This window comes from Glutamicibacter sp. V16R2B1, from assembly GCF_005774635.1.
Taxonomy (GTDB): Bacteria; Actinomycetota; Actinomycetes; order Actinomycetales; family Micrococcaceae; genus Glutamicibacter; species Glutamicibacter creatinolyticus.
This window is the reverse complement of record NZ_VATX01000017.1, coordinates 30,904-54,782: the sequence shown is the minus strand read 5'-3', so window position 1 is coordinate 54,782 and position 23,879 is coordinate 30,904. Positions and strand designations below refer to the sequence as shown.

24 protein-coding genes are annotated in these 23,879 nt (G+C 66.9%); 15 read left to right on the top strand and 9 right to left on the bottom strand.

Going from position 1 to position 23,879, the window contains the following annotated elements; translation table 11 throughout:
- Window positions 1-2 precede the first annotated feature (2 nt).
- The 11 genes from FDN03_RS13135 (at window position 3) to secG (ending at window position 10,491) form a co-directional block, all read left to right on the top strand.
- Window positions 3-719 carry an HAD hydrolase-like protein gene (locus FDN03_RS13135; protein WP_138178087.1) on the top strand — a complete coding sequence of 239 codons (717 nt, stop codon included), beginning with the start codon at window positions 3-5 and terminating at the stop codon, window positions 717-719.
- Window positions 716-1,387, top strand: coding sequence for a lysophospholipid acyltransferase family protein (locus tag FDN03_RS13130; protein ID WP_138177819.1), 672 nt, complete (start codon window positions 716-718; stop codon window positions 1,385-1,387). Before FDN03_RS13135 ends, FDN03_RS13130 begins: the two co-directional genes overlap by 4 nt.
- Window positions 1,388-1,389: 2 nt before the next feature.
- The gene (uvrC, locus tag FDN03_RS13125) at window positions 1,390-3,327 is read left to right on the top strand and encodes an excinuclease ABC subunit UvrC (protein WP_138177817.1); all 1,938 of its coding nucleotides are present in this window, start codon (window positions 1,390-1,392) and stop codon (window positions 3,325-3,327) included.
- 9 nt (window positions 3,328-3,336) lie between these two features.
- On the top strand, window positions 3,337-4,230 hold the full coding sequence (rapZ, locus tag FDN03_RS13120; protein ID WP_138177815.1) for an RNase adapter RapZ: 894 nt from the start codon (window positions 3,337-3,339) through the stop codon (window positions 4,228-4,230).
- Between the two features lie 13 nt (window positions 4,231-4,243).
- Window positions 4,244-5,263: a uridine diphosphate-N-acetylglucosamine-binding protein YvcK gene (gene yvcK / locus FDN03_RS13115; protein WP_138177813.1), complete on the top strand. Its 1,020-nt coding sequence runs from the start codon at window positions 4,244-4,246 to the stop codon at window positions 5,261-5,263.
- Between the two features lie 30 nt (window positions 5,264-5,293).
- Window positions 5,294-6,274: a DNA-binding protein WhiA gene (whiA, locus tag FDN03_RS13110; RefSeq protein WP_138177811.1), complete on the top strand. Its 981-nt coding sequence runs from the start codon at window positions 5,294-5,296 to the stop codon at window positions 6,272-6,274.
- Window positions 6,275-6,333: 59 nt separating this feature from the next.
- A complete protein-coding gene (locus tag FDN03_RS13105; protein ID WP_138177809.1) occupies window positions 6,334-6,963 on the top strand; it encodes a superoxide dismutase in 630 nt (209 codons plus the stop codon).
- Between the two features lie 182 nt (window positions 6,964-7,145).
- The gene (gap, locus tag FDN03_RS13100; RefSeq protein WP_138177807.1) at window positions 7,146-8,153 is read left to right on the top strand and encodes a type I glyceraldehyde-3-phosphate dehydrogenase; all 1,008 of its coding nucleotides are present in this window, start codon (window positions 7,146-7,148) and stop codon (window positions 8,151-8,153) included.
- Window positions 8,154-8,170: 17 nt separating this feature from the next.
- Complete coding sequence (locus FDN03_RS13095; protein WP_138177805.1) at window positions 8,171-9,397, top strand: phosphoglycerate kinase; 1,227 nt, start codon at window positions 8,171-8,173, stop codon at window positions 9,395-9,397.
- Window positions 9,398-9,400: 3 nt separating this feature from the next.
- Window positions 9,401-10,216 (top strand): triose-phosphate isomerase, encoded by an 816-nt coding sequence (gene tpiA, locus FDN03_RS13090; protein WP_138177803.1) that lies wholly within the window; start codon window positions 9,401-9,403, stop codon window positions 10,214-10,216.
- A 23-nt stretch (window positions 10,217-10,239) separates the two neighbouring features.
- Complete coding sequence (gene secG, locus FDN03_RS13085) at window positions 10,240-10,491, top strand: preprotein translocase subunit SecG (RefSeq protein WP_054821883.1); 252 nt, start codon at window positions 10,240-10,242, stop codon at window positions 10,489-10,491.
- Between the two features lie 68 nt (window positions 10,492-10,559).
- Here secG and FDN03_RS16450 read toward each other — a convergent pair whose 3' ends face one another.
- The 3 genes from FDN03_RS16450 to FDN03_RS13075 form a co-directional block, all read right to left on the bottom strand.
- Window positions 10,560-10,730 carry a hypothetical protein gene (locus FDN03_RS16450; RefSeq protein ID WP_171021254.1) on the bottom strand — a complete coding sequence of 57 codons (171 nt, stop codon included), beginning with the start codon at window positions 10,728-10,730 and terminating at the stop codon, window positions 10,560-10,562.
- 164 nt (window positions 10,731-10,894) lie between these two features.
- Window positions 10,895-11,080 carry a hypothetical protein gene (locus tag FDN03_RS13080; RefSeq protein WP_138177801.1) on the bottom strand — a complete coding sequence of 62 codons (186 nt, stop codon included), beginning with the start codon at window positions 11,078-11,080 and terminating at the stop codon, window positions 10,895-10,897.
- Window positions 11,081-11,192: 112 nt separating this feature from the next.
- Window positions 11,193-11,375 carry a hypothetical protein gene (locus FDN03_RS13075; protein ID WP_138177799.1) on the bottom strand — a complete coding sequence of 61 codons (183 nt, stop codon included), beginning with the start codon at window positions 11,373-11,375 and terminating at the stop codon, window positions 11,193-11,195.
- Window positions 11,376-11,613: 238 nt separating this feature from the next.
- Between FDN03_RS13075 and FDN03_RS13070 the strand changes: the two genes are divergently transcribed.
- Window positions 11,614-12,504, top strand: coding sequence for a hypothetical protein (locus FDN03_RS13070; protein ID WP_138177797.1), 891 nt, complete (start codon window positions 11,614-11,616; stop codon window positions 12,502-12,504).
- Between the two features lie 101 nt (window positions 12,505-12,605).
- Here FDN03_RS13070 and pgl read toward each other — a convergent pair whose 3' ends face one another.
- The 6 genes from pgl to tkt all read right to left on the bottom strand — a co-directional run bounded on the left by pgl (window position 12,606) and on the right by tkt (window position 20,722).
- A complete protein-coding gene (gene pgl, locus FDN03_RS13065; RefSeq protein WP_138177795.1) occupies window positions 12,606-13,346 on the bottom strand; it encodes a 6-phosphogluconolactonase in 741 nt (246 codons plus the stop codon).
- The gene (locus FDN03_RS13060; RefSeq protein WP_138177793.1) at window positions 13,336-14,277 is read right to left on the bottom strand and encodes a glucose-6-phosphate dehydrogenase assembly protein OpcA; all 942 of its coding nucleotides are present in this window, start codon (window positions 14,275-14,277) and stop codon (window positions 13,336-13,338) included. Before FDN03_RS13060 ends, pgl begins: the two co-directional genes overlap by 11 nt.
- Window positions 14,274-15,794 (bottom strand): glucose-6-phosphate dehydrogenase, encoded by a 1,521-nt coding sequence (zwf, locus tag FDN03_RS13055; protein WP_138177791.1) that lies wholly within the window; start codon window positions 15,792-15,794, stop codon window positions 14,274-14,276. Before zwf ends, FDN03_RS13060 begins: the two co-directional genes overlap by 4 nt.
- 113 nt (window positions 15,795-15,907) lie before the next feature.
- Complete coding sequence (locus FDN03_RS13050) at window positions 15,908-17,500, bottom strand: glucose-6-phosphate isomerase (RefSeq protein WP_138177790.1); 1,593 nt, start codon at window positions 17,498-17,500, stop codon at window positions 15,908-15,910.
- Window positions 17,501-18,604 (bottom strand): transaldolase, encoded by a 1,104-nt coding sequence (gene tal / locus FDN03_RS13045; RefSeq protein WP_138177788.1) that lies wholly within the window; start codon window positions 18,602-18,604, stop codon window positions 17,501-17,503. It lies immediately after the preceding gene.
- 15 nt (window positions 18,605-18,619) lie between these two features.
- Window positions 18,620-20,722 (bottom strand): transketolase, encoded by a 2,103-nt coding sequence (gene tkt, locus FDN03_RS13040; protein WP_249354570.1) that lies wholly within the window; start codon window positions 20,720-20,722, stop codon window positions 18,620-18,622.
- A 689-nt stretch (window positions 20,723-21,411) separates the two neighbouring features.
- On the opposite strand from tkt, the gene FDN03_RS13035 reads away from it, so the two are divergent.
- From FDN03_RS13035 to FDN03_RS13025, 3 genes are all read left to right on the top strand, one after another.
- Window positions 21,412-22,389: a heme o synthase gene (locus FDN03_RS13035; protein ID WP_138177784.1), complete on the top strand. Its 978-nt coding sequence runs from the start codon at window positions 21,412-21,414 to the stop codon at window positions 22,387-22,389.
- Window positions 22,390-22,533: 144 nt separating this feature from the next.
- The gene (locus tag FDN03_RS13030; protein WP_249354568.1) at window positions 22,534-22,854 is read left to right on the top strand and encodes a PadR family transcriptional regulator; all 321 of its coding nucleotides are present in this window, start codon (window positions 22,534-22,536) and stop codon (window positions 22,852-22,854) included.
- Entirely contained in the window at window positions 22,847-23,818 is a 972-nt protein-coding gene (locus FDN03_RS13025; RefSeq protein WP_171021253.1) for a DUF1700 domain-containing protein, read from the top strand. The genes FDN03_RS13030 and FDN03_RS13025 overlap by 8 nt, the downstream gene beginning before the upstream one ends.
- Window positions 23,819-23,879 lie beyond the last annotated feature (61 nt).

Here is a 23,879-nt window from a genome sequence, read left to right as displayed (position 1 = left end):
TGATGTTGTCGGTTTCAAGTGTTCTTTTCGATCTGGACGGGACCCTGGTGGACCCGGCCGGAGCCATAACCTCTGGCATCCGCCATGCGCTGGTGCGCCACGGCCTGCCGGATCCGGGGGAGGCGCGGGTCGCCGCGCTGGTCGGCCCGCCGCTGCAGATTGGGCTGCGCACCCTGGACGGGGTCGGGGAGCACAACATTGACGCGGTGATCGCCAGCTACCGGCAGCGCTACGCCGAATCGGGCATGGCCGAATCCCGCGTCTACCCCGGAATCCGCGAGCTGCTGCACCGGCTGCGCGAAGCGCGGATCCACGTGGCGGTCACCACCGCCAAACCCGAGCCGATCGCCCGGCAGCTGCTGGACGTCCAGGAACTGAGCCCCCTGCTCGATGCCGTGCACGGGAACCTCGGCGAGGGCGGGAACCACGGTTCCAGCAAGGCGCACATCGTGGCCGCCGCGCTGCGTGAGGCGGACCTGGACGCGGCCGGCAGCGTCGTGGTCGGGGACCGCTATTATGACTTGGATGCCGCCCGCGAGAACGCGGTGCGCAGCATCGGCGTGCGGTGGGGCTTCGCCCAGGGCGCCGAACTTGAGGCCGCCGACCACGTAGTGGAAAGCGTCGAGCAGCTGGCGGCGCTGCTGCTGCCGGCGGCCGACGGGGCGGAGCCGGCGGCCACCGCCGATGAGGAACTGGAACAGGAAGGCACCAGGCCATGAGCTTGTACACGATGACCCGTTCATCGATCCGGGCGGCGTTGCACACCCTGTGCCGCCCCGAGATCACCGGGCTGTCCAACGTGCCCACCGAGGGTTCGTTCATTGTGGCCTCCAACCACCTCTCCTTCCTCGACTCAATCATCATCCAGGCCCTGACCCCCCGTGACGTCGCGTTCTTCGCCAAGGCCGAGTACTTCACCACCCCCGGGGTGAAGGGCAAGCTGATGAAGAACTTCTTCGAATCGGTCGGCTCCATCCCGGTGCAGCGCGGGGAGCAGGCCGCCAGCGTGGCCGCGCTGGATTCGCTGATCGACGTGCTGGACTCCGGCAGCGGCATCGGCATCTACCCGGAGGGCACCCGGTCGCGGGACGGCCGGCTCTACCGCGGACGCACCGGGGTGGGCTGGCTGGCGTTGACCACCGGTGCGCCGGTGGTCCCGGTCGGGCTGATCGGCACCGAAAAGCTGCAGCCAGCCGACAAGAAGGGCATCCGCCCCACCAAGTTCTCCATCCACTACGGTGAACCGCTGTACTTCGAGCAGATGGGGCGCAAGCACCCGCTGCCCGAACGGCGCCGGGCCACCGACCGGATCGTGGACGCGATCGCCGAACTAAGCGGCCAGGAGCGGGTGGAGTCCTACAACCAGCTGCCCCCGGACGCGAAGTAGCCATGGCAGATCCGGCCAGTTACCGACCCAAGTCCTCGGACATCCCCACCCGCCCAGGGGTGTACCGCTTCCGCGACGAACACGGGCGGGTCATCTATGTGGGCAAGGCCCGGGTGCTGCGCAACCGGTTGGCCTCCTACTTCGTCAACCCGGCCCGGCTGACCCCGAAAACCCATGCGATGGTGTTCACCGCCGCCAGCGTGGAATGGACCGTGGTGGCCTCCGAACTGGAGGCACTGCAGCTGGAGTACACCTGGATCAAGGAGTACAACCCGCGCTTCAACATCGTTTTCCGGGACGACAAGTCCTACCCGTACCTGGCGGTGACGATGAACGAGAAGTTCCCGCGCGCCCTGGTGATGCGCGGGGACAAGCGCAAGGGCGTGAAGTACTTCGGCCCGTTCTACCCGGCCAAGGCCATCCGCGAAACCCTGGACACCCTGCTGCGCGTCTTCCCGGTACGCAGCTGCTCACCCGGGGTCTTCAACCGCGCCCAGGCCTCCGGGCGCCCCTGCCTGCTGGGGTACATCGACAAGTGCGCCGCCCCCTGCGTCGGGCGGATCAGCGTGGAGGACCACCGCCAGCTGGCCGATGACCTGTGCACGTTCATGGGCGGGGAGGCGACCAAGTTCGTCCGCCAGCTGGAAACGAAGATGAACGAGGCCGTCGCCGAGCTGGAGTACGAGCAGGCGGCCCGCTACCGTGACGACATTGCCGCGCTGAAGCGGGTGTTTGAACGCAACGCGGTGGTGCTGGCCGAAAACACCGAGGCCGACATCTTCGGGGTGCACGAGGATGAGCTGGAAGCCGCCGTGCAGGTCTTCCACGTGCGCGACGGGCGCATCCGCTCCCAGCGCGGCTGGGTGGTGGAGAAGGTCGTCGACACCACGATGGCCGAATTCGTTGAGCACCTGCTCACCCAGGTGTACGCGGACCACCCGGACCGGATCCCGCGCGAAATCCTGGTTCCCGAACTGCCCGAGGACATCAACGATCTGACCACCTGGCTCAGCGAACTGCGCGGGTCGCGGGTCTCGCTGCGCGTGGCGCGCCGCGGGGACAAGGCGGCGCTGGCCAAGACCGTGGTGGACAACGCCGAACAGGCGCTGCGGCTGCACAAGTCCAAGCGGGCCGGGGACATCTCCACCCGCTCGGCGGCGCTGCAGGAACTGCAGGAGGCGCTGGGCACCGAGGATGCGCTGCTGCGCATCGAATGCTACGACGCCTCCCACACGCAGGGCACCAACGTGGTCGCCTCCATGGTGGTGTTCGAGGACGGACTGCCGAAGAAGAGCGAATACCGCAAGTTCGCCATCACCGGGGAAGCGGCCCGCGATGACACCGCCAGCATGTACGACGTCATCCACCGCCGCTTCAGCCGGTACCTGAAGGACAAGGTGGACGCCAAGAAGTTCACCAGCGGGGTGATCGACGGCAGCGAGCCGGAAACCCGCAAGTTCGCCTACCCGCCCTCACTGGTGATCGTTGACGGCGGACCGCCGCAGGTGGCCGCCGCGCAGCGGGCCCTGGACGATTTGGGGATCGATGACATTCCGGTGGTGGGATTGGCCAAGCGCCTGGAGGAGCTGTGGCTGCCCGATGACCCGTTCCCGGTGATCCTGCCGCGCGCCTCGGCCGCCCTGTACCTGGTGCAGCGCCTGCGCGATGAGGCGCACCGCTTCGCGATCACCTTCCACCGGCAGAAGCGCTCGAAGTCGATGATCGAATCCGAGCTGGACAAGATCCCCGGACTGGGCGCAGCCAAGCAGGCCGTGCTGCGCAAGCACTTCGGTTCCATGAAGAAGATCCGCGCCGCCAGCATCGAGGAGTTAACACAGGTCAAGGGCGTAGGTGAAAAGCTGGCGCAAACGATCAAAGAATCCTTGGAAGGTCAGTCATCCGGCGCCGTCAACATGACGACCGGCGAAATTCTCGACTAGCCTTGAGGTATGACCGTCGAGTATGAGACAGTAAAGCCCCCCGAGTCAGAACTGGTAATCGTCACCGGCATGTCCGGAGCCGGGCGCACCACCGTCGCCCACGCCCTGGAGGACCTCGGTTGGTACGTGGTGGAGAACCTTCCCCCCGCCATGCTGGGCATGCTCACCGAACTGATGAGCCGCTCCCAGGGCGGGCTGCCCAAGCTCGCGGTGGTCATGGACGTGCGCTCCAAGGACCTGTTCCCCGAAATCCGTGAGGCGCTCTCCGCACTGACCGCCGGGGGAGTGGGCTACCGGCTGTTCTACCTGGACGCCCACGACGACGTGCTGGTCCGCCGCTTCGAGCAGGGCCGCCGCCCCCACCCGCTGCAGGCCGACGGGCGCATCCTGGACGGCATCCGCCGGGAACGCGACGTCACCGCGCAGCTGCGCGAGGCCGCCGAGGTGGTCCTGGACTCCTCGGACATGTCGGTGCACGACCTGGCCCGCGCGGTCAACGAGCTGTTCAGCGACTCCGGACCGATCATCCTGCGCGTGAACGTGATGAGCTTCGGGTTCAAGTACGGCCTGCCCACCGACGCGAACTACGTCGCGGACGTGCGCTTCATCCCCAACCCACACTGGGTGCCCGAGCTGCGCCCGAAAACCGGGCGGGACGCCGAGGTCGCCGAGTACGTGCTGGAGCACCCGGGCACCGAGGAGTTCATTGTCAGCTACCTCAAGGCCCTGGAACCGGTCTTCGAAGGCTACCGGCGTGAAAACAAACACTACGCCACCATTGCCGTGGGCTGCACCGGCGGCAAGCACCGTTCGGTCGCCACCGCCATCGAGCTGGGCCGCCGCCTGGCCCAGCTGCCCAACGTGCGCGTCAACGTCACCCACCGTGACCTGGGCCGGGAATAGGCGGCGGTAAACCGTGGCATTTGCAACCGGGCCCATCCCCATCCAGGGGTTGAGCAGAGACAACTCCTACAACCCCTCCGTCGTGGCCCTGGGCGGCGGGCACGGGCTGTCGGCGTCGCTCTCGGCACTGCGCCGACTGACCACGTCGCTGACCGCGGTGGTCACCGTCGCCGATGACGGGGGAAGCTCCGGGCGGCTGCGCGAATCCTTCCCGGTCCTGCCTCCCGGGGATCTGCGCATGGCGCTGGCCGCACTATGTGACGATAACGACTGGGGGCGCACGTGGCGGGACGTCATGCAGCACCGTTTCGAGGCGAAGACGAATGAGACCGAGCCGCTGAACGGGCACGCGGTGGGCAACCTGCTGATCCTGGCGCTGTGGGAACTGCTGGAGGACCCGGTGGCCGGGCTGCGCTGGGCCGGGGCGCTGCTCGGCGCGCGCGGACAGGTGCTGCCGATGAGCACCGTGCCGCTGACCATCCACGGTGAGGTGCTGCAGGCCGGGCAGGACGGAAACCTGGTGCGCGGGCGTATCGACGGGCAAGCGGACCTGGCCGCCGCCGGGAACAACGCCCTAGTCACCAACGTCAACCTGGAGCCGGAAGGCGCCCCGGCGTGCATCGAGGCGCTGGAAGCCATCGACCTGGCCGACTGGGTGGTGCTGGGTCCGGGCTCCTGGTACACCTCGGTGCTGCCGCACCTGCTGCTGCCCGAAATGCGTTCGGCGATCGCCTCGACGACGGCCAAGAAGCTGCTGACCATGAACCTGTCCACGAACACCGCCGAGACCGGCGGGATGGATGGCACCGCGCACCTGGAGGTGATTGCCCGCTACGCGCCGGAGGTGAAGTTCGACGCCATTATCGCCGAAGAATCCAAGGTGGGGAACCGGGAGCGCTTTGAGCTGGCAGCACAAAAGCTCGGGGCCCGGGTCTTTTTCGGTACAGTAGGGGTATCTGACGGTCGTGCTGTTCACGACCCGTTGCGACTCGCGGCGGCCTACCACGAAGTGTTCACCGCCATCGGCTCGTAGTACGAAGAACCATGTAAGGGAGTTTGATTCATGGCATTGACGGCTTCCGTCAAAGACGAGCTGTCACGGGTAGAGATCCGCAAGCCCTCGGTCCGCAAGGCCGAGGTTTCAACCATGCTGCGCTTCAGCGGCGGCTTGCACATTGTCTCCGGACGCATCGTCATCGAGGCCGAGGTCGACCTGGCCGCGACCGCCCGCCGACTGAAGGTCGCGATCTCCGAACTGTACGGGCACGAGGCCGAGATCGTCATGGTCACCGGTTCCGGCATCCGCAAGGGCAGCCGCTACATCGTGCGGGTCGCCCGCGACGGTGAGGTGCTGGCCCGGCAGACCGGGCTGCTGGATGCCCGCGGGCGTCCGGTGCGCGGGCTGCCCTCGGTGATCGTCAACGGGTCCACTGCCGACGCCGAAGCGGTGTGGCGCGGCGCCTTCCTCTCCCATGGCTCACTGACCGAACCCGGGCGCAGCTCCGCCCTGGAAATCACCTGCCCCGGCCCGGAAGCCGCCCTGGCCCTGGTCGGTGCCGCCCGCCGGCTGGACATCACCGCCAAGGCCCGTGAAGTGCGCGGGGTGGACCGCGTGGTCATCCGTGACGGAGACGCCATTGCCCAGCTGTTGACACGCATGGGCGCACATGATGCGCTGATGGTGTGGGAAGAACGCAGGATGCGCAAGGAAGTGCGGGCCACCGCGAACCGGCTGGCCAACTTCGACGACGCCAATCTGCGACGCAGCGCCCAGGCGGCGGTGGCCGCCGGAGCGCGCGTGGAACGTGCCCTGCAGATCCTGGGCGACGAGGTGCCCGAGCACCTGCGTTACGCCGGGTTACTGCGACTGGAACACAAACAAGCTTCATTGGACGAGCTTGGTCGCATGGCCGAACCGCCAATGACGAAGGACGCCATCGCAGGCCGGATCCGCCGCCTTTTGGCCATGGCCGACAAAAAGGCGGGCGAACTGGGAATACCTGGGACTGAGTCCAGCGTTCCAGTAGATGCACTGGAACAGTAAGTGTCCCCGCGGACAACAGTTCGCGGAGATTCATCCGATTGAGAAGATTGAGGAGAATCATGGCTGTTTATTCGCTGCCTGAACTGCAGTACGACTACGCCGCTCTGGAGCCGCATATCTCGGCTCGCATCATGGAGCTGCACCACTCGAAGCACCACGCCACCTACGTGGCCGGGGCCAACACCGCTTTGGAGCAGATGGCCGAAGCCCGCGAAAAGGGTGAATTCGGCAACATCCCGAAGCTGTCCAAGGACCTGGCCTTCCACCTCGGTGGCCACACCAACCACTCGATCTTCTGGAACAACCTCTCCCCAGAGGGCGGCGACAAGCCCGAGGGCGAACTGGCAGCTGCCATCGACGAGTTCTTCGGCTCGTTCGACGCCTTCCGCGGCCAGTTCAACGCTGCTGCGACTTCGCTGCAGGGTTCGGGCTGGGCCGTGCTGGCCTACGAGCCGATCGGGGGCCAGCTGGTCATCGAGCAGCTCTACGATCAGCAGGGCAACGTCCCCGTCGCGACCATCCCGCTGCTGATGCTGGACATGTGGGAGCACGCCTTCTACCTGGACTACGTCAACGTCAAGGGCGATTACGTCAAGGCGTTCTGGAACATCGTGAACTGGGCTGACGTTCAGGCTCGTTTCGCGGCCGCCCGCCAGGGTGCAACCTCGCTCGTCGTTCCGGGCAAGTAACGAAAGAGACAGTTAGCTGTCTCACACATCTCGCCAGTGATGGCGTAGAATGTAATCAGTGATTCGGGCCCCGAACCATCGGGGCCCGAAGACACGACACAACGGAGTGTCCTTCAACGAAAGGCCGCTTCCGTTAGCACGCGGTAGTGGCACCAACATCCCCATTTAGAGGAGATAGTCACGTGACAACCCGTGTTGGAATCAATGGTTTCGGACGAATCGGACGCAATTACCTGCGCGCGGCCCTGGCCAAGAACGCAGACATTGAGATTGTCGCCGTCAACGACCTTGGTTCAATCGACTCCCTGGCCCACCTGGTGAAGTTCGACTCCGTTCTGGGTGTTCTGCCCGTAGAGGTCAGCGTGGAAGAGGACGTCATCGTCGTCGGCGAGAAGCGCATCAAGGTGCTCTCGGAGAAGAACCCCGAAAACCTGCCCTGGGGCGAACTGAACGTCGACATCGTCGTGGAATCCACCGGACGTTTCACCAAGGCCAAGGACGCCCAGAAGCACCTGGACGCCGGCGCCAAGAAGGTCATCATCTCCGCCCCGGCGAAGAACAACGACATCACCATCGTGATGGGCGTAAACGACGACCAGTACGATCCGGCCAACCACCACATCATCTCGAACGCCTCGTGCACCACCAACTGCCTGGCCCCGATGGCCAAGGTGCTCAACGATGAATTCGGGATCGTTGACGGCCTGATGACCACCATCCACGCCTACACCGCCGACCAGCGCCTGCAGGATGCCCCGCACAAGGATCCGCGTCGTGCCCGCGCTGCCGCCCTGAACATCATCCCCACCACCACCGGTGCCGCCAAGGCCATCGGTTCGGTGCTGCCGGAGCTGAAGGGCAAGCTGCACGGCTACGCCATGCGCGTGCCGGTCCCAACCGGTTCGGCCACCGACCTGACCGTGAACCTGCCGCGCGAGGTCACCGTGGAGGAAGTCAACGCAGCCTTCGAGAAGGCCGCCTCCGAAGGCAGCCTGGCCCCGTACCTGCAGTACTCCACCGATCCGTTGGTCTCCTCGGACATCGTGACCAACCCGCATTCGGCGATCTTCGACTCCGAGCTGACCACCGTCATGGGCAAGAGCGTGAAGGTCCTGGCCTGGTACGACAACGAGTGGGGCTACTCCTCCCGACTCGTTGACCTAACTCAATTCGTGGGATCGCAGCTCTAGTCAGATAATCTAGAGACATGTCTGCACACACTCTCGACGAATTGCTCGCCGACGGTGTCCGTGGGCGGCACGTTCTGGTCCGCAGCGACCTGAACGTGCCGCTGGACGGTAGCACTGTCACCGACGACGGACGCGTGCGCGCGTCCCTGCCCGTGCTCACCAAACTCACCGAGGCCGGCGCCAAGGTGATCGTGATGGCCCACCTGGGGCGCCCCAAGGGCACCGTGGATCCCAAGTACTCCATCGCCCCGGCCGCCCACCGGCTCAATGAACTGTCCGACTTCGAGGTCATCGTGGCCGAGGACGTGGTGGGCCCCTCCGCCCAGCAGTCCGCCGCCGCACTGGCCGAGGGGCAGGTGCTGGTGTTGGAAAACGTGCGCTTCGATGCGCGCGAGACCTCCAAGGACGACGCCGAGCGTGGCCAGTTCGCCCGGGAACTGGCGGAGCTGACCGGCCAGAACGGCGCGTATGTCAACGACGCCTTCGGTGCAGTGCACCGCAAGCACGCCTCGGTCTACGACATCGCTTCACTGCTTCCCTCCTACCAGGGAGACCTGGTGGCCACCGAGGTGAAGGTGCTCAAGACCCTCACCGAAGCCCCGAAGCGCCCCTACGTGGTCGTGCTGGGCGGCTCGAAGGTTTCGGACAAGCTGGCGGTCATCGACAACCTGCTGGGCAAGGCCGACCAACTGCTGATCGGCGGCGGCATGGCCTTCACCTTCCTCAAGGCCCAGGGGCACGCCGTCGGCGGCTCCCTGTTGGAAGAGGACCAGGTCGCGACCTGCCAGGAGTACCTGAGCCGCGCCGAGAAGCTTGGCTGCGACATCATCATCCCGACCGACGTTGTGGTGGCGGAGAAGTTCGACGCCCAGGCCGCGCACGAAGTGTTGGACGCCGACAAGATCGAGCAGGCCAGCTTTGGGGCCAACGGGCTGGGCCTTGACATCGGCCCGAAGACCGCTGAACTGTTCGCCAGCTACATCACCAGCGCCAACACCATTTTCTGGAACGGGCCAATGGGCGTCTTCGAAATCCCGGCATTCGCCGAGGGCACCCGCCGGGTGGCCGGTGCCCTGGCCGAATCGGAGGCCTTCAGCGTGGTGGGCGGCGGAGACTCCGCGGCCGCGGTACGCACCCTGGGCTTTGATGAAGACGACTTCGGTCACATTTCAACCGGCGGCGGAGCTTCGCTGGAATACCTTGAGGGCAAGACCCTGCCGGGTCTGGCCGCTCTGGAAGGCTAGTCAATGACTATTTCAAAAGATGGAAAGTTCGTCCGAACGCCGTTGATCGCCGGCAACTGGAAGATGAACATGGACCACATCCAGGGCATCACCCTGGTGCAGAAGCTGGCCTGGACCCTGAAGGACCACCAGCATGACTACGACCGCGCCGAAGTGGCCGTATTCCCGCCGTTCACCGACATCCGCGGGGTGCAGACCCTGACCCTGGGTGACAAGCTGGACATCGTCTACGGCGCCCAGGACCTGTCCACCCAGGATTCGGGAGCCTACACCGGGGAAATCTCCGGCCAGTTCCTGAACAAGCTGGGCTGCAGCTATGTGCTGGTCGGGCACTCCGAGCGTCGCCAGTACCACAACGAGACCGACGAGGTCGTCGCCGCCAAGCTGGCCGCAGCGTACCGCCACGAGCTGACCCCGGTGCTGTGCATCGGCGAGGGACTGGACAAGCGCCAGGCCGGCGAGCACGTGGACTACACGCTCAACCAGCTGGAGGGCTCCATTGCGGGGCTCACCGCAGAACAGGCCGCCAGCCTGGTCATCGCCTACGAACCGGTGTGGGCCATCGGCACCGGCGAGGTGGCCGGACCGGCCGACGCACAGGAAATGTGCGCCGCCATCCGTGCCGCCCTGGCCGAACGTTTCGGCGACGAGGTCGCACAGTCGATCCGCCTGCTCTACGGCGGCAGCGTGAAGGCCGCCAACACGGCGGCGATCATGCGCGAACGCGATGTGGACGGCGTGCTCGTCGGCGGCGCCAGCCTGGATACCGAAGAGTTTGCTAACATTGTTAGGTTCGAGCATCACCTCGTGACCGACTGAACCCTAGGTAAGGAACCGACGTAGTGGATATCATCAAGATCGTCCTGCAGGTACTGCTGGGCATCACCAGTGTTCTGCTGACCATGCTGATCCTGCTGCACAAGGGCCGTGGCGGTGGTATGTCGGACATGTTCGGCGGCGGGGTCACCTCTTCGCTCGGCTCCTCCGGAGTCGCCGAGAGGAACCTGAACCGGATCACCGTCGTGCTCGGCCTGGTGTGGGCCGCGGTGATCATCGGGCTGGCGCTGATCATGCGCTTCAGCGTCGAACTCTAGACCACCAAAAAAGCAGTGGGGACTTTCCAAGAGGGAAGTCCCCACCGCTTTTTAACGCACCCTGACGCTCAGCGGGCGTCACTGCCCTGGTGATGCCTGGTGGTGCGATTCTGTCTGCGGTAGTGGTCATAAATACTGGGCGCCATGGCCACGAGGAGACAGAACACTCCGAAGCCAGTGGCTCCGCTGAGTAAACTGATAATGCCGACCAGCGTAATGAAACCCTGCAGCAGCGTCATGCTCCGAGGACTCATCTGCGGTTCACCCCCTGTCGAGGACCCTGGTCTTTCAGGGTACCGGACGGAAGGTTTTGTCAACAGGGACAGCGTCCGATCCAAAGGATTGGCAAGGGGAGCAGCACTGCGCACAGCGGCGGGCTGGCCCGGCGGGATCAGTGCCCAGGTCAGTCCGGGGGCCTTTGGCAACGCAACGCCGCGGGGGTGCTCAGCAGGCAGCGCAGCGGTTCGGCGCTCATCCCCAGCACCAGGTACAACAGGCCCAGCTCCACCGGTCCGGTGAGCAGGCATGCGGTCCCCATGGCGCCCAACAGCACCTTGAGCCATGTCAGCGACTGCGTTGCATCTGCCATCTTTACCCCGTCAGGTCCCACGCTTTCTAACACCGTAGGCTGCGGCGATGGCAAAGGGAAGAGGAACCGGTGGCATCATGGCGACGGGCAGGTGAACTGCGCGCTCCTCCTGCTAAGGGTGCCGGGTGCGTCCCTCGGTTTCACCGGCCTGGGGCGCAATGAACCGGTCCACCAGGTTTAGGCCCACACCCAACACCAGGCACAGCACCCCAAGTTCCGCCCGGCCGCTGAGGAGGCAGAAAATACCAATGACCATGATGAGCGAACGCACCCATTGCGAGATGAACGGTTCCATGTCGGGCTCCTTTCCCGGGGGATCGAGCTTTAACCCCAGCCTAGGCCAGCTCCGGTGAAACGCCAGGGGGTGCGGCCCAGCCTGCGGGTTAACCGCAACGCGGCGGCTGTGCTTCTCCACGGCTATTGAGCCGGGCCGAGGGTGCATGGACGCCGTGGCGGCGCGGCGGTACGGTGGAGGCACCGGGGACGGGGCAGCGGCGTCCGCCGTTGGATCGGGCGTGGGGGAGGAGCAGGCGATGGGGACACGAGTGCCAAAGGGGCGGATACCCGATCTGGAGTCACGCCGGCGCCTGGACCCGCTGTGGACGGAGCTGGCCTGGGAATCGATCAACGACGGGCGGTTGTCAGTGACCGCCGCGGACGCCGCGGCAAGTGAGATCACGGTCCTTGGGGCGTGCCCGCGCTGTACGGATGAGATGACGTACCGCATCGTTGAACGAGGCGTCGCGGCCGTACCCGGCCGGTCCGCAGCGGAACCCGGAATCTCAATACGCACCGAAACGGACACCCCGGCTCCGGCGCAGGCCGCGCAGACCCCGGGGATCGAGGTGGATGTGTTTTGTCGCTGCACCTACTCCCATTCCGGGCATCCGCCGCAGGAACCCCTGGGGTGCGGGGCGGTGTTCCGTGTTGCGCTCAAGGAGCAAAATGCGGGGGTCTGGGTGCCCAGCCGGCCCAGCACGTTCCCGGGCGCTGATGCGTTGGAACGCAAGGAGCTGTGGGATGACATCGTGCAGGGGATGCTGCCGCGCACGGCGGCCACGGCCAAGGTGTGGGGTGCCGGCTACACGGGCCTGCTGACCCTGCTGGTCTCGGCGGTGGTGGTCAGCGGGGATTCACTGGACCTGGTGGCCGAACCCTGGCGGAGCCTGATCATCGTGCTGTTGCTGCTCGGGCTGGGCCTGATGCTCACCGGGCTGTGGTTTGTCACCCGCGCCGAGGCTCCACCGCAGCAGGCGGTGCGCCGCGCCGGGTTCCTCTGGCGCTTCCCCAACCGCAGCCGCTACGAGAGGAGCCTGGCGGAGGCCGCCGTCCACCGTCTGGGCTTGGGGCACGCCTGCGTGATCGGGGGAGTTGCCGCCTTTCTGCTGGGGGTCGCGTTCTGGCTGTTCAGCCTTCCCGGCTAGACCCGGCGCCCGGTGGGCGTGGGCGCAGCCAAAAGCCCCGGCCGCCGGCGCCCGTCCCGGAGGACAGGGAGGCGGCGAGCGGGGCTTTTAACCGGTGGCGCCTAGAGCAGGGACGCAGCGGCGCGGTCCACCAGCCATCGCGTGGCGGTGGTGCCGTGCACGGCGCTGGCCGGGACCGCAGCCTCGTTGACCTCGTGCTGGGCCGCGGCCAACGCCGGGGCCTTCTCGGAGCCGGCCACCAGCAGCCAGACCTCGCGGGCCGCGTTGATGGTGGGCATGGTCAGCGACACCCTGTTGGCTGGCGGCTTGGGGGACTCGTGGACGGCGATCGCCCCGGTGTCCTGTGAGCTGGTGTGGTGCGGGAACAGGGAGGCGACGTGGGCGTCGGGCCCCATGCCCAGCATCAGCACGTCGAAGGCCGGGCTGGCCTGCCCCTCGGGGGCCTCGGCGGCCAGCAGCGCGGTGTACGCCTCGGCCGCGGCCTCCGCGGTGTCGTATTCGTCGCTGGAACCCATCGGGTGCACGGTCTGCCGGTCCAGGCCCAGCGCGTCGAGTTCGGTGAACAGCTCCGCGGCCTGGCCGATGTTGCGCTCCGGTGAATCGGCGGCGACGAAGCGCTCATCGCCCCACCAGAAGTGCACCAGCGACCAGTTCACGGCGTGCCGGGCCGGGTTGCCGGCCACGGCCTGCAGCGCGGCGATGCCCAGGCTGCCGCCGGTGACCACCACGTGGGCGACCCCGCGGGCGGCGATGGCGTCCTGCACGGCGGTGATCAGCCGGCCGGCCACCGCCTGGGCCGTGGTGTCCGCGTCCGGGTGGATGACGATCTGTCTAGCGATCACTGGGCTCAATACTCCTCAGGTTGGTCAGGTGCAGTCCGCGGGTGACCACCTCGCCGAACACGTCGTCGGCGTCCAGGCGGCGCATCTCCTCGGCCAGGCAGTCGGCGATCGGGCGGCGCGGCAGGGAGATCCGCTGCGGCGCGCTGCCGGGCAGGTACAGGTGGGCGACCTCCCCGGTGGGGCGGGAGAGTTCCACGTCCCCGGCCTTGCGGCTCAGGCGCACACTGGATAGCCCGCCGGTGGACTTGTCCGCCGCGATCGTGACCGGCACGTTCAGGCACATGGTCAGCCAGGCGGCCAGCAGGGTGGTGGACGGCGAGTTCGCCGAGCCCTTCACCGTGATGTTCTTCAGCCCCTTGGTGCCGATCAGGTCGATGATGCTGGCCAGCTGGGCGCGCCACAGGGTGATGCGGGTCCAGGCCAGGTCCGAGTCCCCGGCCTGGTAGGTCTTGGCGCGCTGGAACAGGGCGGCCTCCGGGTCCGGGGCCTGCCCGGAGTCGGTGATCCGCCGGTGGGCGAGCTTGCCCAGCGGCGTGTTGGCCGGGTCGTCCGGCACCCCGTGCGGCCACCACGCCACGATCGGCGCATCGGGCAGCAGCAGGGCGGAGATCAGCGCCTCGTCGGCGATGATGTTCGGGCCGCGGGTGCGCATCACGATGACCTCGGAGGCCCCGGCGTCCCCGCCCACGCGGATCTGCACGTCCAGGCAGTTCTTGCCGGTCACCGGCCCGCGCACCACCACGATCACCCGGCAGGGGTGTTCGCGGCTGGCCAGGTCGGCGGCGTCGATCGCCTTCTCGGCGAACCCCTCACGGGTGATGACCACCAGGGTCAGCACCCGGGAGAGCGCGGAGGCGCCGTGGGTGCGCCGCGCGGTGATCAGTTTCTTGGCCACCTGGCTGGTGGTGGTGTTGGGAAGATCGATCATCATGGCCGGCGCCACGTCCTTCCGTCTCGGGCCATCAGCTCATCGCTGCTGGACGGGCCCCAGGACCCGGGGTGGTAGGGCTCGGGCTGGCAGTCCAGCGCGGCCCAGTGTTCCTCGAACGGGTCCAGGATCCGCCAGGACTGTTCGACTTCCTCGTGGCGCGGGAAGAGCGGCGGCTCGCCCAGCAGCACGTCCAGGATGAGCCGTTCATAGGCTTCGGGGGAGGATTCGGTGAACGCGTTGCCGTACCCGAAGTCCATGGTCACGTCGCGGATCTCCATCTGGGTGCCGGGCACCTTGGAGGAGAAGCGCATGGTGGCGCCCTCGTCGGGCTGCACCCGGATAACGATCGCGTTCTGCCCGAACTCGTCATCCTTGTGGTCGGTGAACAGCAGGTTGGGGGCGCGCTTGAACACCACCGCGATCTCGGTGACGCGCCGGCCCAGGCGCTTGCCGGCGCGCAGGTAGAACGGGACCCCGTGCCAGCGCCGGGTGTTGATGTTCAGCCGGATCGCCGCGTAGGTTTCCGTCTTGGACTTGGGGTTGAAGCCTTCCTCGTCCAGGAATCCGACGACCTTCTCCCCGCCCTGCCAACCGGAGGTGTACTGTCCGCGGGCGCTGGCCGCGTCCAGGTCCTCGGGCAGGGTGACGGCGGTGAGCACCTTCTCCTTTTCGGCGCGCAGGTGGTCGGCGTTGAAGGAGATCGGCTCCTCCATGGCCGTCAGCGCCAGCAGCTGCAGCAGGTGGTTCTGGATGACGTCGCGGGCCGCGCCGACCCCGTCGTAGTAGCTGGCGCGTCCGCCGATGCCGATGTCCTCGGCCATGGTGATCTGCACGTGGTCCACGTACTTGTTGTTCCACAGCGGTTCGAACAGCTGGTTGCCGAAGCGGAAGGCCAGCAGGTTCTGCACGGTCTCCTTGCCCAGGTAGTGGTCGATGCGGAACACGGCGTCGGGCGGGAAGACCGATTCGACGATGCTGTTCAGTTCCCGGGCGCTGGCCAGGTCGTGGCCGAACGGCTTTTCGATGACCACCCGTTCCCAGCCCGGGTTGTTGTCGTTGGCCAGGTGGTGCTCGGAGAGCTTCTGGCAGACGACCTCGAACCAGCTGGGCGGGATGGAGAGGTAGAAGGCGTGGTTGCGCCCGGTGTTGCGGGTTTCGGCCAGCTCATCCAGGGTGGCGGCCAGCTGCTCATAGGCGGCGTCGTCGTCGAAGGCGCCGGAGATGAAGCGCATCCCGGAGGCCAGCTGCTCGAACACGGTCTCGTTGAACGGGGTGCGGGCGCTGGCCAGGATCCATTCACGGGCCTGGGCGGCGAAGTCCTGGGCGGACCAGTCACGCCGCCCGAACCCGACGATCGCGAAGTTCGGCGGCAGCAGGCCGCGGCTGGCCAGGTCGTAGACCGCGGGCATGAGTTTCTTGCGGGCCAGGTCGCCGGTGATCCCGAAGAACACCAGCGCTCCGGGACCGGCGATGCGGTTCAGCCGCCGGTCCCGGGGATCGCGTAGTGGGTTGCTCATCTGTTCCTTAGCTCACTCGTCCTTAAGCTCACCGATCAGCGGCTGGCTGATGGTCAAAAATCCTTTGGTGCCCGCCTACCCGGACCCGGAAGCCGGGCGGGGCACCGGCGCGGCTACTGCGCGCCGTCCTCGAGGCCGAGCGCGGTCAGCAGCTGGGCGGTGCCCGCGGCGCGGTCGGTGAAGTGCAGGCGCAGCACCGGGCGGGCGTGCTCCTCATCGCACAGGACGTTCGCGTCCCCGGAGGCCTGCGCGGCGATCAGCCCGGCGAAGCCGAAGCTGCGCCCGGGGATCTGCACGTCCCGCTGCGACTGGGTGGTCAGCTGCAGGTAGACCCCGGTGCGCGGCCCGCCCTTGTGGTACTGCCCGGTGGAGTGCAGGAAGCGCGGACCCCAGCCGAAGGTCACCGGGCGTCCGGTGCGTTCGGCCAGCACGTCGCGCAGCGACTGCAGCTTCGCATCCCCGTGCCGGTCCAGGTAGGCCTGGATGGCCAGGTAGCCGTTCTCCGGCAGCTGGGCGGTGAGCTGCTCCAGCGCATCGGCCAGGCTGTCGGCGGTGGAACCGTAGACCTCGATGGCACCGAACACCGCGTCCGGTTCCCCGGCGGACGGGGCGTCCAGCAGGGTGCGGGCGGCGGCCTTGGCGGCCTCCACGTCGGGCTGGTCAAACGGGTTCAGCTGAAGCAGGTAGCCGGCCACCGCGGTGGCGTACTCGAAGATCAGGAACGCGGCGCCCAGCGGGGCGGAGAAGTGGATGGCGGTGGTGTCCTCGGCCACCTCGTCGGGCAGCTGCCCGTACAGGTAGAGCGGCATCACATCGCCGGCCGGGTCACGCAGCTCCGGGGCGTTGAGGTGGGCGACCACCGGCAGGATCCCCTTGCCCAGCTTGCCGGTGGATTCGGCGATGAGCTGCTCGGCCCAGTCCCCGAACCCGCCCAGCGCCTGGGCGTCGGAGGCGAAGACCAGCTTGTCCCGCCCGGTGGTGGCCAGCGCGGCCCCCAGGTGCAGGGCCAGGTTGTCCTCGTCGTCCTCGGCCAGCAGGTCCGAGACCAGCCCGGCCTCCTCCAGCAGCGCGTCGATGTCCGCCCCGGCCAGCCCCGAGGGCACCAGGCCGAACGCGGTCAGCGCCGAGTAGCGTCCGCCCACGTTCGGGTCGGCGGTGAACACCGCCCGCACCCCGCTAGGGTCGTCCATCGGCGAGCCCGGGTCGGTGACCAGCACCAGCCGGGTGGCCGGGTCGATGCCGGCGGCCTGGAAGGCGGCGGTGAAGGCGCGGCGCTGCGAATCGGTTTCCACGGTGGAGCCGGACTTGGAGGCGATGACCACCACCGTGTGCTCCAGGTCCTCGTTGAGGATCGCGGAGACCATCTGCGGGTCGGTGGTGTCGCACACCACCAGGTCCACGCCGTCGTTCGCGGTGATCACCTCCGGGGCCAGCGAGGAGCCGCCCATCCCGCACAGCACGATGCGGGTCAGGCCCTCGGCCACCAGCTCATCGCGCAGGTTCAGGATTGCCGGCACCAGTTCCTCGGCGGTGTCGAAGGGGTTGGTCCAGCCCAGCCGGATGGCGGCCTCGGACTCGGCCTCGGGCCCCCACAGGGTGGGGTCCTGGGCCGCGATGCGGCTGCCGACCTTATCCTCCAGCAGCCGCGGCAGGTTTTTCTCGACCGAGGCCAGGGCGGCCCCGGAGGTCACCAGACCCAGTTCCATTTACTTGGCCTCCTTGAGCGCGACGGCCATGTCCTGCAGCAGTTCGTTCCAGGAGTCCTCGAACTTCTTCACGCCCTCGGTCTCCAGCTGCTCCACGACCTGGTTGTAGTCGATGCCCAGGGCCGCCAGCTTGTCCAGCACGCGGTTGGCGGCATCGTAGCTGCCGGCGATCGCGTTGGGGCGCACCTGGGCCTCGGCGGCGGTGGCGTCCAGCGTCTTTTCCGGCATGGTGTTCACGGTCTGCGGGGCAACCAGCTCGGTGACGTACAAGGTGGCCGGGTAGGCCGGGTCCTTCACGCCGGTGGAGGCCCACAGCGGACGCTGCACGTTGGCGCCGGCGGCGGCCAGCACCTCGAAGCGGGCGGTGGAGAACTGCTCCTCGAAGATCTGGTAGGCCAGGCGGGCGTTGGCCACCCCGGCCTGCCCGCGCACGGCGGCGGCCTCATCGGTGCCCAGCGCATCCAGGCGCTTGTCGATCTCGGTGTCCACGCGGGAGACGAAGAAGGAGGCGACCGAATGGATCTTGGACAGGTCCAGGCCCTTGGCGTGGGCCTTCTCCAGGCCGATCAGGTACGCGTTGATGACCTCGCGGTAGCGCTCCAGGGAGAAGATCAGGGTGACGTTCACGCTGATGCCCTCGGCGATGGTCTCGCTGATGGCCTCCAGCCCGGCCAGGGTGGCGGGGATCTTGATCAGCACGTTCTCCCGGCCCACGCGCTCATGCAGCGCCTTGGCCTGGGCGATGGTCTCCGCAGTGGTGTGCGCCAGGCGCGGGTCCACCTCGATGGACACGCGTCCGTCCACCCCGCCGGTGGCGTCGTAGACCGGGCGGAACAGGTCGCAGGCGCGGGCCACGTCATCGCTGGTGATTTCCAGGATGGCCGCATCCACCGACTTCTCGCGGTGTTCGGCGATCGCGGTGCCGTAGACCTCGGCGTTGGACAGGGCGGCGGCGAAGATCGAGGGGTTGGTGGTCACGCCGGTGACGTTCTTCTCCTCAATCAGCTTGGCCAGCGAACCGCTGGTGAGCCGTTCACGGGAGAGGTCATCGAGCCAGATGGAGACACCGGCGTCGGATAGTGCCTGGGTGTTTGGATTACTCATGGGTAAATGGTTTCCTTACTTCGCAACTTTTTCCGCGGCGGCCACCACGGCCTCGGTGGTGATCCCGAATTCGCGGTAGAGCGTCTTGTAGTCGGCGCTGGCGCCGAAGTGGTCCAGCGAGATGATCTCGCCCTGCGCGCCAACGAATTCGCGCCAGCCCATGGCCACCCCGGCCTCCACGGAGACGCGGGCGGTGACGGCGGCAGGCAGCACCTCTTCGCGGTAGGCGGCGTCCTGCTTGGCGAACCATTCCTTGCTCGGCAGGGAGACCACGCGGGCGGCAATGTCCTTCTGGGCCAGTTCCTCACGGGCCTGCACCGCCAGCTCCACCTCGGAGCCGGTGGCGATCAGGATGACGTCCGGGGTGACCTCGGCGCCCCCGCGCATGGCCTCGGCCAGGATGTAGCCGCCCTTCAGGGTGCCTTCGGCGCCGCGGAAGCCCGGGGCGGTGCGGTCGAAGACGGCGAGGTTCTGGCGGGAGAGCACGATGCCGGCCGGGTTGGTCTTCAGCTGCAGCATGCCCTGCCAGGCGTAGGAGACCTCGTTCGCGTCGCCGGGGCGCACCACGTCCAGGTTCGGGATGGCGCGCAGGCTGGCCAGGTGCTCCACCGGCTGGTGGGTCGGGCCGTCCTCGCCCAGGCCGATCGAGTCGTGGGTCCACACGAAGATCGAGGGCACGCCCATCAGCGCTGCCAGGCGGATGGCCGGGCGCTGGTAGTCCGAGAAGATCAGGAACGTACCGTTGAAGGCGCGGGTCGGGGAGCCGAGCACGATGCCGTTGGTGATCGCCGCGGCTGCATGCTCACGGATGCCAAAGTGCAGCACGCGCCCGTACGGGTTGGCCGCCCAGGCGTCGGTGGAGCGCTCGGCCGGGGCGAAGGACGCGGCGTCGTTGATGGTGGTGTTGTTCGAACCGGCCAGGTCGGCAGAGCCGCCCCAGAGTTCGGGCAGCACCTCGGCGATGGAGTTGATGACCTTGCCGGAGGCCGCGCGGGTGGCCAGGGAGGTGCCGACCTCGAACACCGGCAGCTTCTGCTCCCAGCCCTCGGGCAGCTCGCCGGCGCGCAGGCGTTCGAGCAGGGCCGCGTCCTGCGGGTTGGACTTGGCCCAGGTGGAGAACTTCTCGTCCCACTCACGGTGCGCCTGGGCACCGCGGTCGGCGACCTTGCGGGCGTGGGCGAGCACGTCGTCGGCGATGTGGAAGTGGGCTTCGGTGTCAAAGCCCAGGGCCTTCTTCAGCCCGGCGACTTCCTCCCCGCCCAGCTTGGCGCCGTGGATGCCGCCGGTGTTGGCCTTGGTCGGCGAGGGCCAGCCGATGATGGTGCGCAGCGAGATGATCGACGGGCGGGTGGTTTCGGCCTTCGCCGCGCGGATCGCCGCGTCCAGCTCGTTCATGTCCTCGACGTAGTCACCGGTCTTGGTCCAGTCCACCCGCTGGGTGTGCCAGCCGTAGGCGGCGTAGCGGGCAAGCACGTCCTCGCTGAAGGCGATGTCGGTGTCGTCCTCAATGGAGATCTCGTTGTCGTCGTAGATCACCACCAGGTTGCCCAGCTGCTGGTGTCCGGCCAGCGAGGAGGCCTCGGAGGTGACGCCCTCCTGCATGTCGCCGTCGGAGGCGATGACGTAGATGGTGTGGTCAAAGGGGCTGGTGCCGGCCGGGGCCTGCGGGTCGAACATGCCGCGCATCCGACGCTGGGCGTAGGCGAAGCCCACCGAGGAGGCCAGGCCCTGGCCGAGCGGGCCGGTGGTGATTTCCACGCCCGCGGTGTGGCCGAACTCCGGGTGGCCCGGGGTCTTGGCGTCCCAGGTGCGCAGCGCGGCCAGGTCCTCCATCTCCAGGCCGTAGCCGGAGAGGAAGAGCTGCAGGTAAAGGGTCAGCGAAGTGTGACCGGGGGAGAGGATGAAGCGGTCGCGGCCGAACCAGTTCGGGTCGTTCGGGTCGTGGCGCAGGTGCTTCTGGAAGATCAGATAGGCGGCCGGGGCCAGGCTGATGGCGGTACCGGGATGGCCGTTGCCGACTTTCTCGACGGCATCAGCGGCCAGGACGCGAGCCGTGTCGATGGCCTTCTGGTCCAACTCGGTGAGTGAAAATTCTTCAACTAAGGATTCAGTCGCCACTGCGGCGTTTCCTTCCATTCAGGCTGGGGGAATGGTGTTTTCCCGCTGACACGCAATACGCCGTCGACCTCGAACCCGTGTCGTTCGAACTCGGGGATAAGGCGGCGACGGCGCAACTAGTGTCCACTCTATCGCGGATCACCCGGTTTGTGGTGGGTTGTTTCAAGATGACGGGGCCAAGTTAGCTGACGGCGTACGCCGGACGCATTTGTCGTGGTCCGCCGCGGATTCCGGGCTGCTTCCCCGTCGGGACCGACGGCGCGGACACCCCTGCCTCCTCCCCGGCCCTGCGGGTGCGGAGGCTGCCTTGCCTGTACCCGTCTTCGGAACGCGCCCACAAGTCTTTGGCGTTGTACGCTTGGCACATTACAAAGCCGGGTACTTGTTAGGTGCAGGATAGCGGTTCGTTGGGTCCTCTCAGCAGTCCGGCGCCTGGCATGCCGCTGCCGAGCCGCGCACGTGGTAGCCGGAGCCGGGCCGCCAGCCGGGGCGACGGTGCCGCCGTCCACAGTGCGGGACGGTGCGCCCACGCCTGCCCTGTTCTCGCTCGTTTGGCGATTTAGTGCGGGAGATGGCCGGAATCACGCCGGAGTAGGCCGGATATGACTCAACTCAACTACCCTAAGTCTTCTATTACGCGTAGAATAAGGACGTCTGTCTTGTACCCGTGAAGAACTGAGTGCGTTTAATTGAAGTCTCTTAGTGTCGCCGATGCGCCGAGCCCCCAGGCCTCGCGTCAGCTCGATGAGACCACCGGCGAATTCATCAAGCGCAAGGCCAGTGCCTACGTGGCATTGACCAAGCCGCGCGTCATTGAGTTGCTTCTGGTCACCACCCTGCCCACGATGATCTTCGCCTACGGCGGGTTCCCCTCGGTGTGGCTGATGGCTTCGACCCTGATTGGCGGCGCATTGGCCGCTGGCGCCTCGGGCGCCTTCAACTGCTATTTCGACCGGGACATGGACCGGCTGATGAAGCGTACCAAGGGCCGCCCGCTGGTGACCGGAGATGTGACTCCGCGCGAAGCGCTGATCTTCTCCTGGGTGCTGGCCATTACCTCCCTGGCGATCTTCTGGTTCGGCACCAACCCGCTGACCACGGCGCTGGGGCTGCTGGCCATCCTGTTCTACGTGGTGCTCTACACGCTGATCCTCAAGCGCCGCACGACCCAGAACATCGTGTGGGGCGGCATCGCCGGATGCATGCCGGTGCTGATCGCCTGGGCCGCGGTCACCAACACCTTGGAATGGCCGGCCTTCATCCTGTTCGTGGTGATCTTCCTGTGGACCCCGCCGCATTACTGGCCGCTGTCCATGAAGTACGCCGATGACTACAACGCGGCTTCGGTGCCGATGTTTGGCGCGATCGCCAACGCTCGGCGCGTCTCCGTGCAGGTCGTGCTCTACGCCTGGGCCACCTTCGTCTGCTCGATGCTGCTGGTGCCCATGGGCTACGCCGGCATCGTGTACACCGCCCTGGCCGGCGGGGCCGGTCTCTGGTTCGTTTACGAGTCGCACGTGCTCTACCGCGAAGCCCAGCGCGAGCACAAGCCCGCTGAGATGAACCGCAAGGCGATGAAGGTCTTCCACATCTCCATCACCTACCTGTCGATCGTGTTCCTGGCGCTGGCCATCGACCCGTTCGTCGGCAGCCCGCTGTTCGGCTAGAACCCCACACTTCAGCCCCCGGTGCATTCACCGGGGGCTTTTTGCGTTCTCGTCCAGCTCCTAAGTTCGGCCGATGGGTAACTCTTGCTGTACAAGTCTTGTGGTACAAGGTATCTTCGACTTATGGATCGGGCAGTGGAGAAAATGGCAACCAACCTGCGCAAGGGCGTGCTGGAGTACTGTGTGCTCGCCTTGCTCGATCAACGCGAAATGTACGGCCTGGAGATCGCAAACGAGCTCATGGAACGCGAGCTTTCGGCCAGCGAAGGAAGTTTGTACCCCCTTCTGGCGCGCATGAAGCAGGCTGGCAGCGTCGATGCGCGCTGGGAGGCCGGTGATGGCACCCGTTCGCGGAAGTACTATGCCATCACCGAGCACGGCCAACATCAACTGGCCAGCTTTCGTGAGGTGTGGCGGGGGATTCAGCAGCAGGTTGACGGGCTCTTGGGAGGGCATCATGGCTAGCATTTCCACCGATCGTGCGACCCAGCGGTATTTGCGCCGGCTCAAGGGCGCCTTGGCCGATGTGCCGCGACCTGAGAGGGAATCGATTCTGCAGGACGTGCGGGACCATATTGACGAGGCACTGGCCCAGGGGCGTGATCCGGAACGGATCCTGGCGGCATTGGGTGAGCCCAGGCTCGTCGCCGAGGCAAGCCGCAGCGAACTGGATTCGCGGATCCTGGGCGGCGTGCGCAACCCGGCAACGGTGCTGTGGGGTGTCACGGTCGCCCTGGGTGTTCTGGCTGCGGTGGTGGTGAGCTTTTTCCTGCGCAATCCCGAGGGGCAGAGCCCAGAGGCGACCAGTGTGCCGCAAGGGACGCTATCCTCCCTGGTCGACGCCTATGGCCCGGGCGCTGCCGTGTTGACCCTGCTCCCGGCGTTGGCCTGCGCTGCGGTGGTGCTGGTGCCGTACGGTGCGCGGCGGTGGCTGATGATGCTCATCGCGGCCTTGCTGAGCGTGCTGGTGTTCATCGCGCCCTTCGACGCGGGCCTGTTCCTGGTGCCCATGGCGGTCACCGCGTGGATGGGCGCCGTCATTGGGTATGCCAGCACGGTGACAGCGCCCCGGGCGGAGGCGCTGGTGATGCGCATTCTCGGGGCACTGCTGTTGGTGGTGCCGGTGGTGCTGGTCCTCGCCGGCTTGATGGTGGGAAACTTCGGTGCGGCCCAGATCCCATTGCTGCTCTGGGCCGTCTTTAGTGTGCTGCTTGCCGCGGGTTATGCCGCGAACTCCCGTGCAGCCCACTGGGTCACCCTGGCCTATGGTCTGCTGGTACTGGGGGTGGCGGTTGTTGATGCCGGAATCCTGGTCGCCGCCCTGTGGGTCGGCGGTGGGGTCATCCTGGCGATGGGGCTGTACGGACTGCTGCGCCTGCCCCCGCGCAGCGCGCTTCGGGTGCCGGAGGCCGGCAACGAGCTGTCCTAGCTTCCAGGGCCATCCACCGACCGAAAGCAGGGGTGCAGCAGCCTCGCCCCGGGTCTCGAGC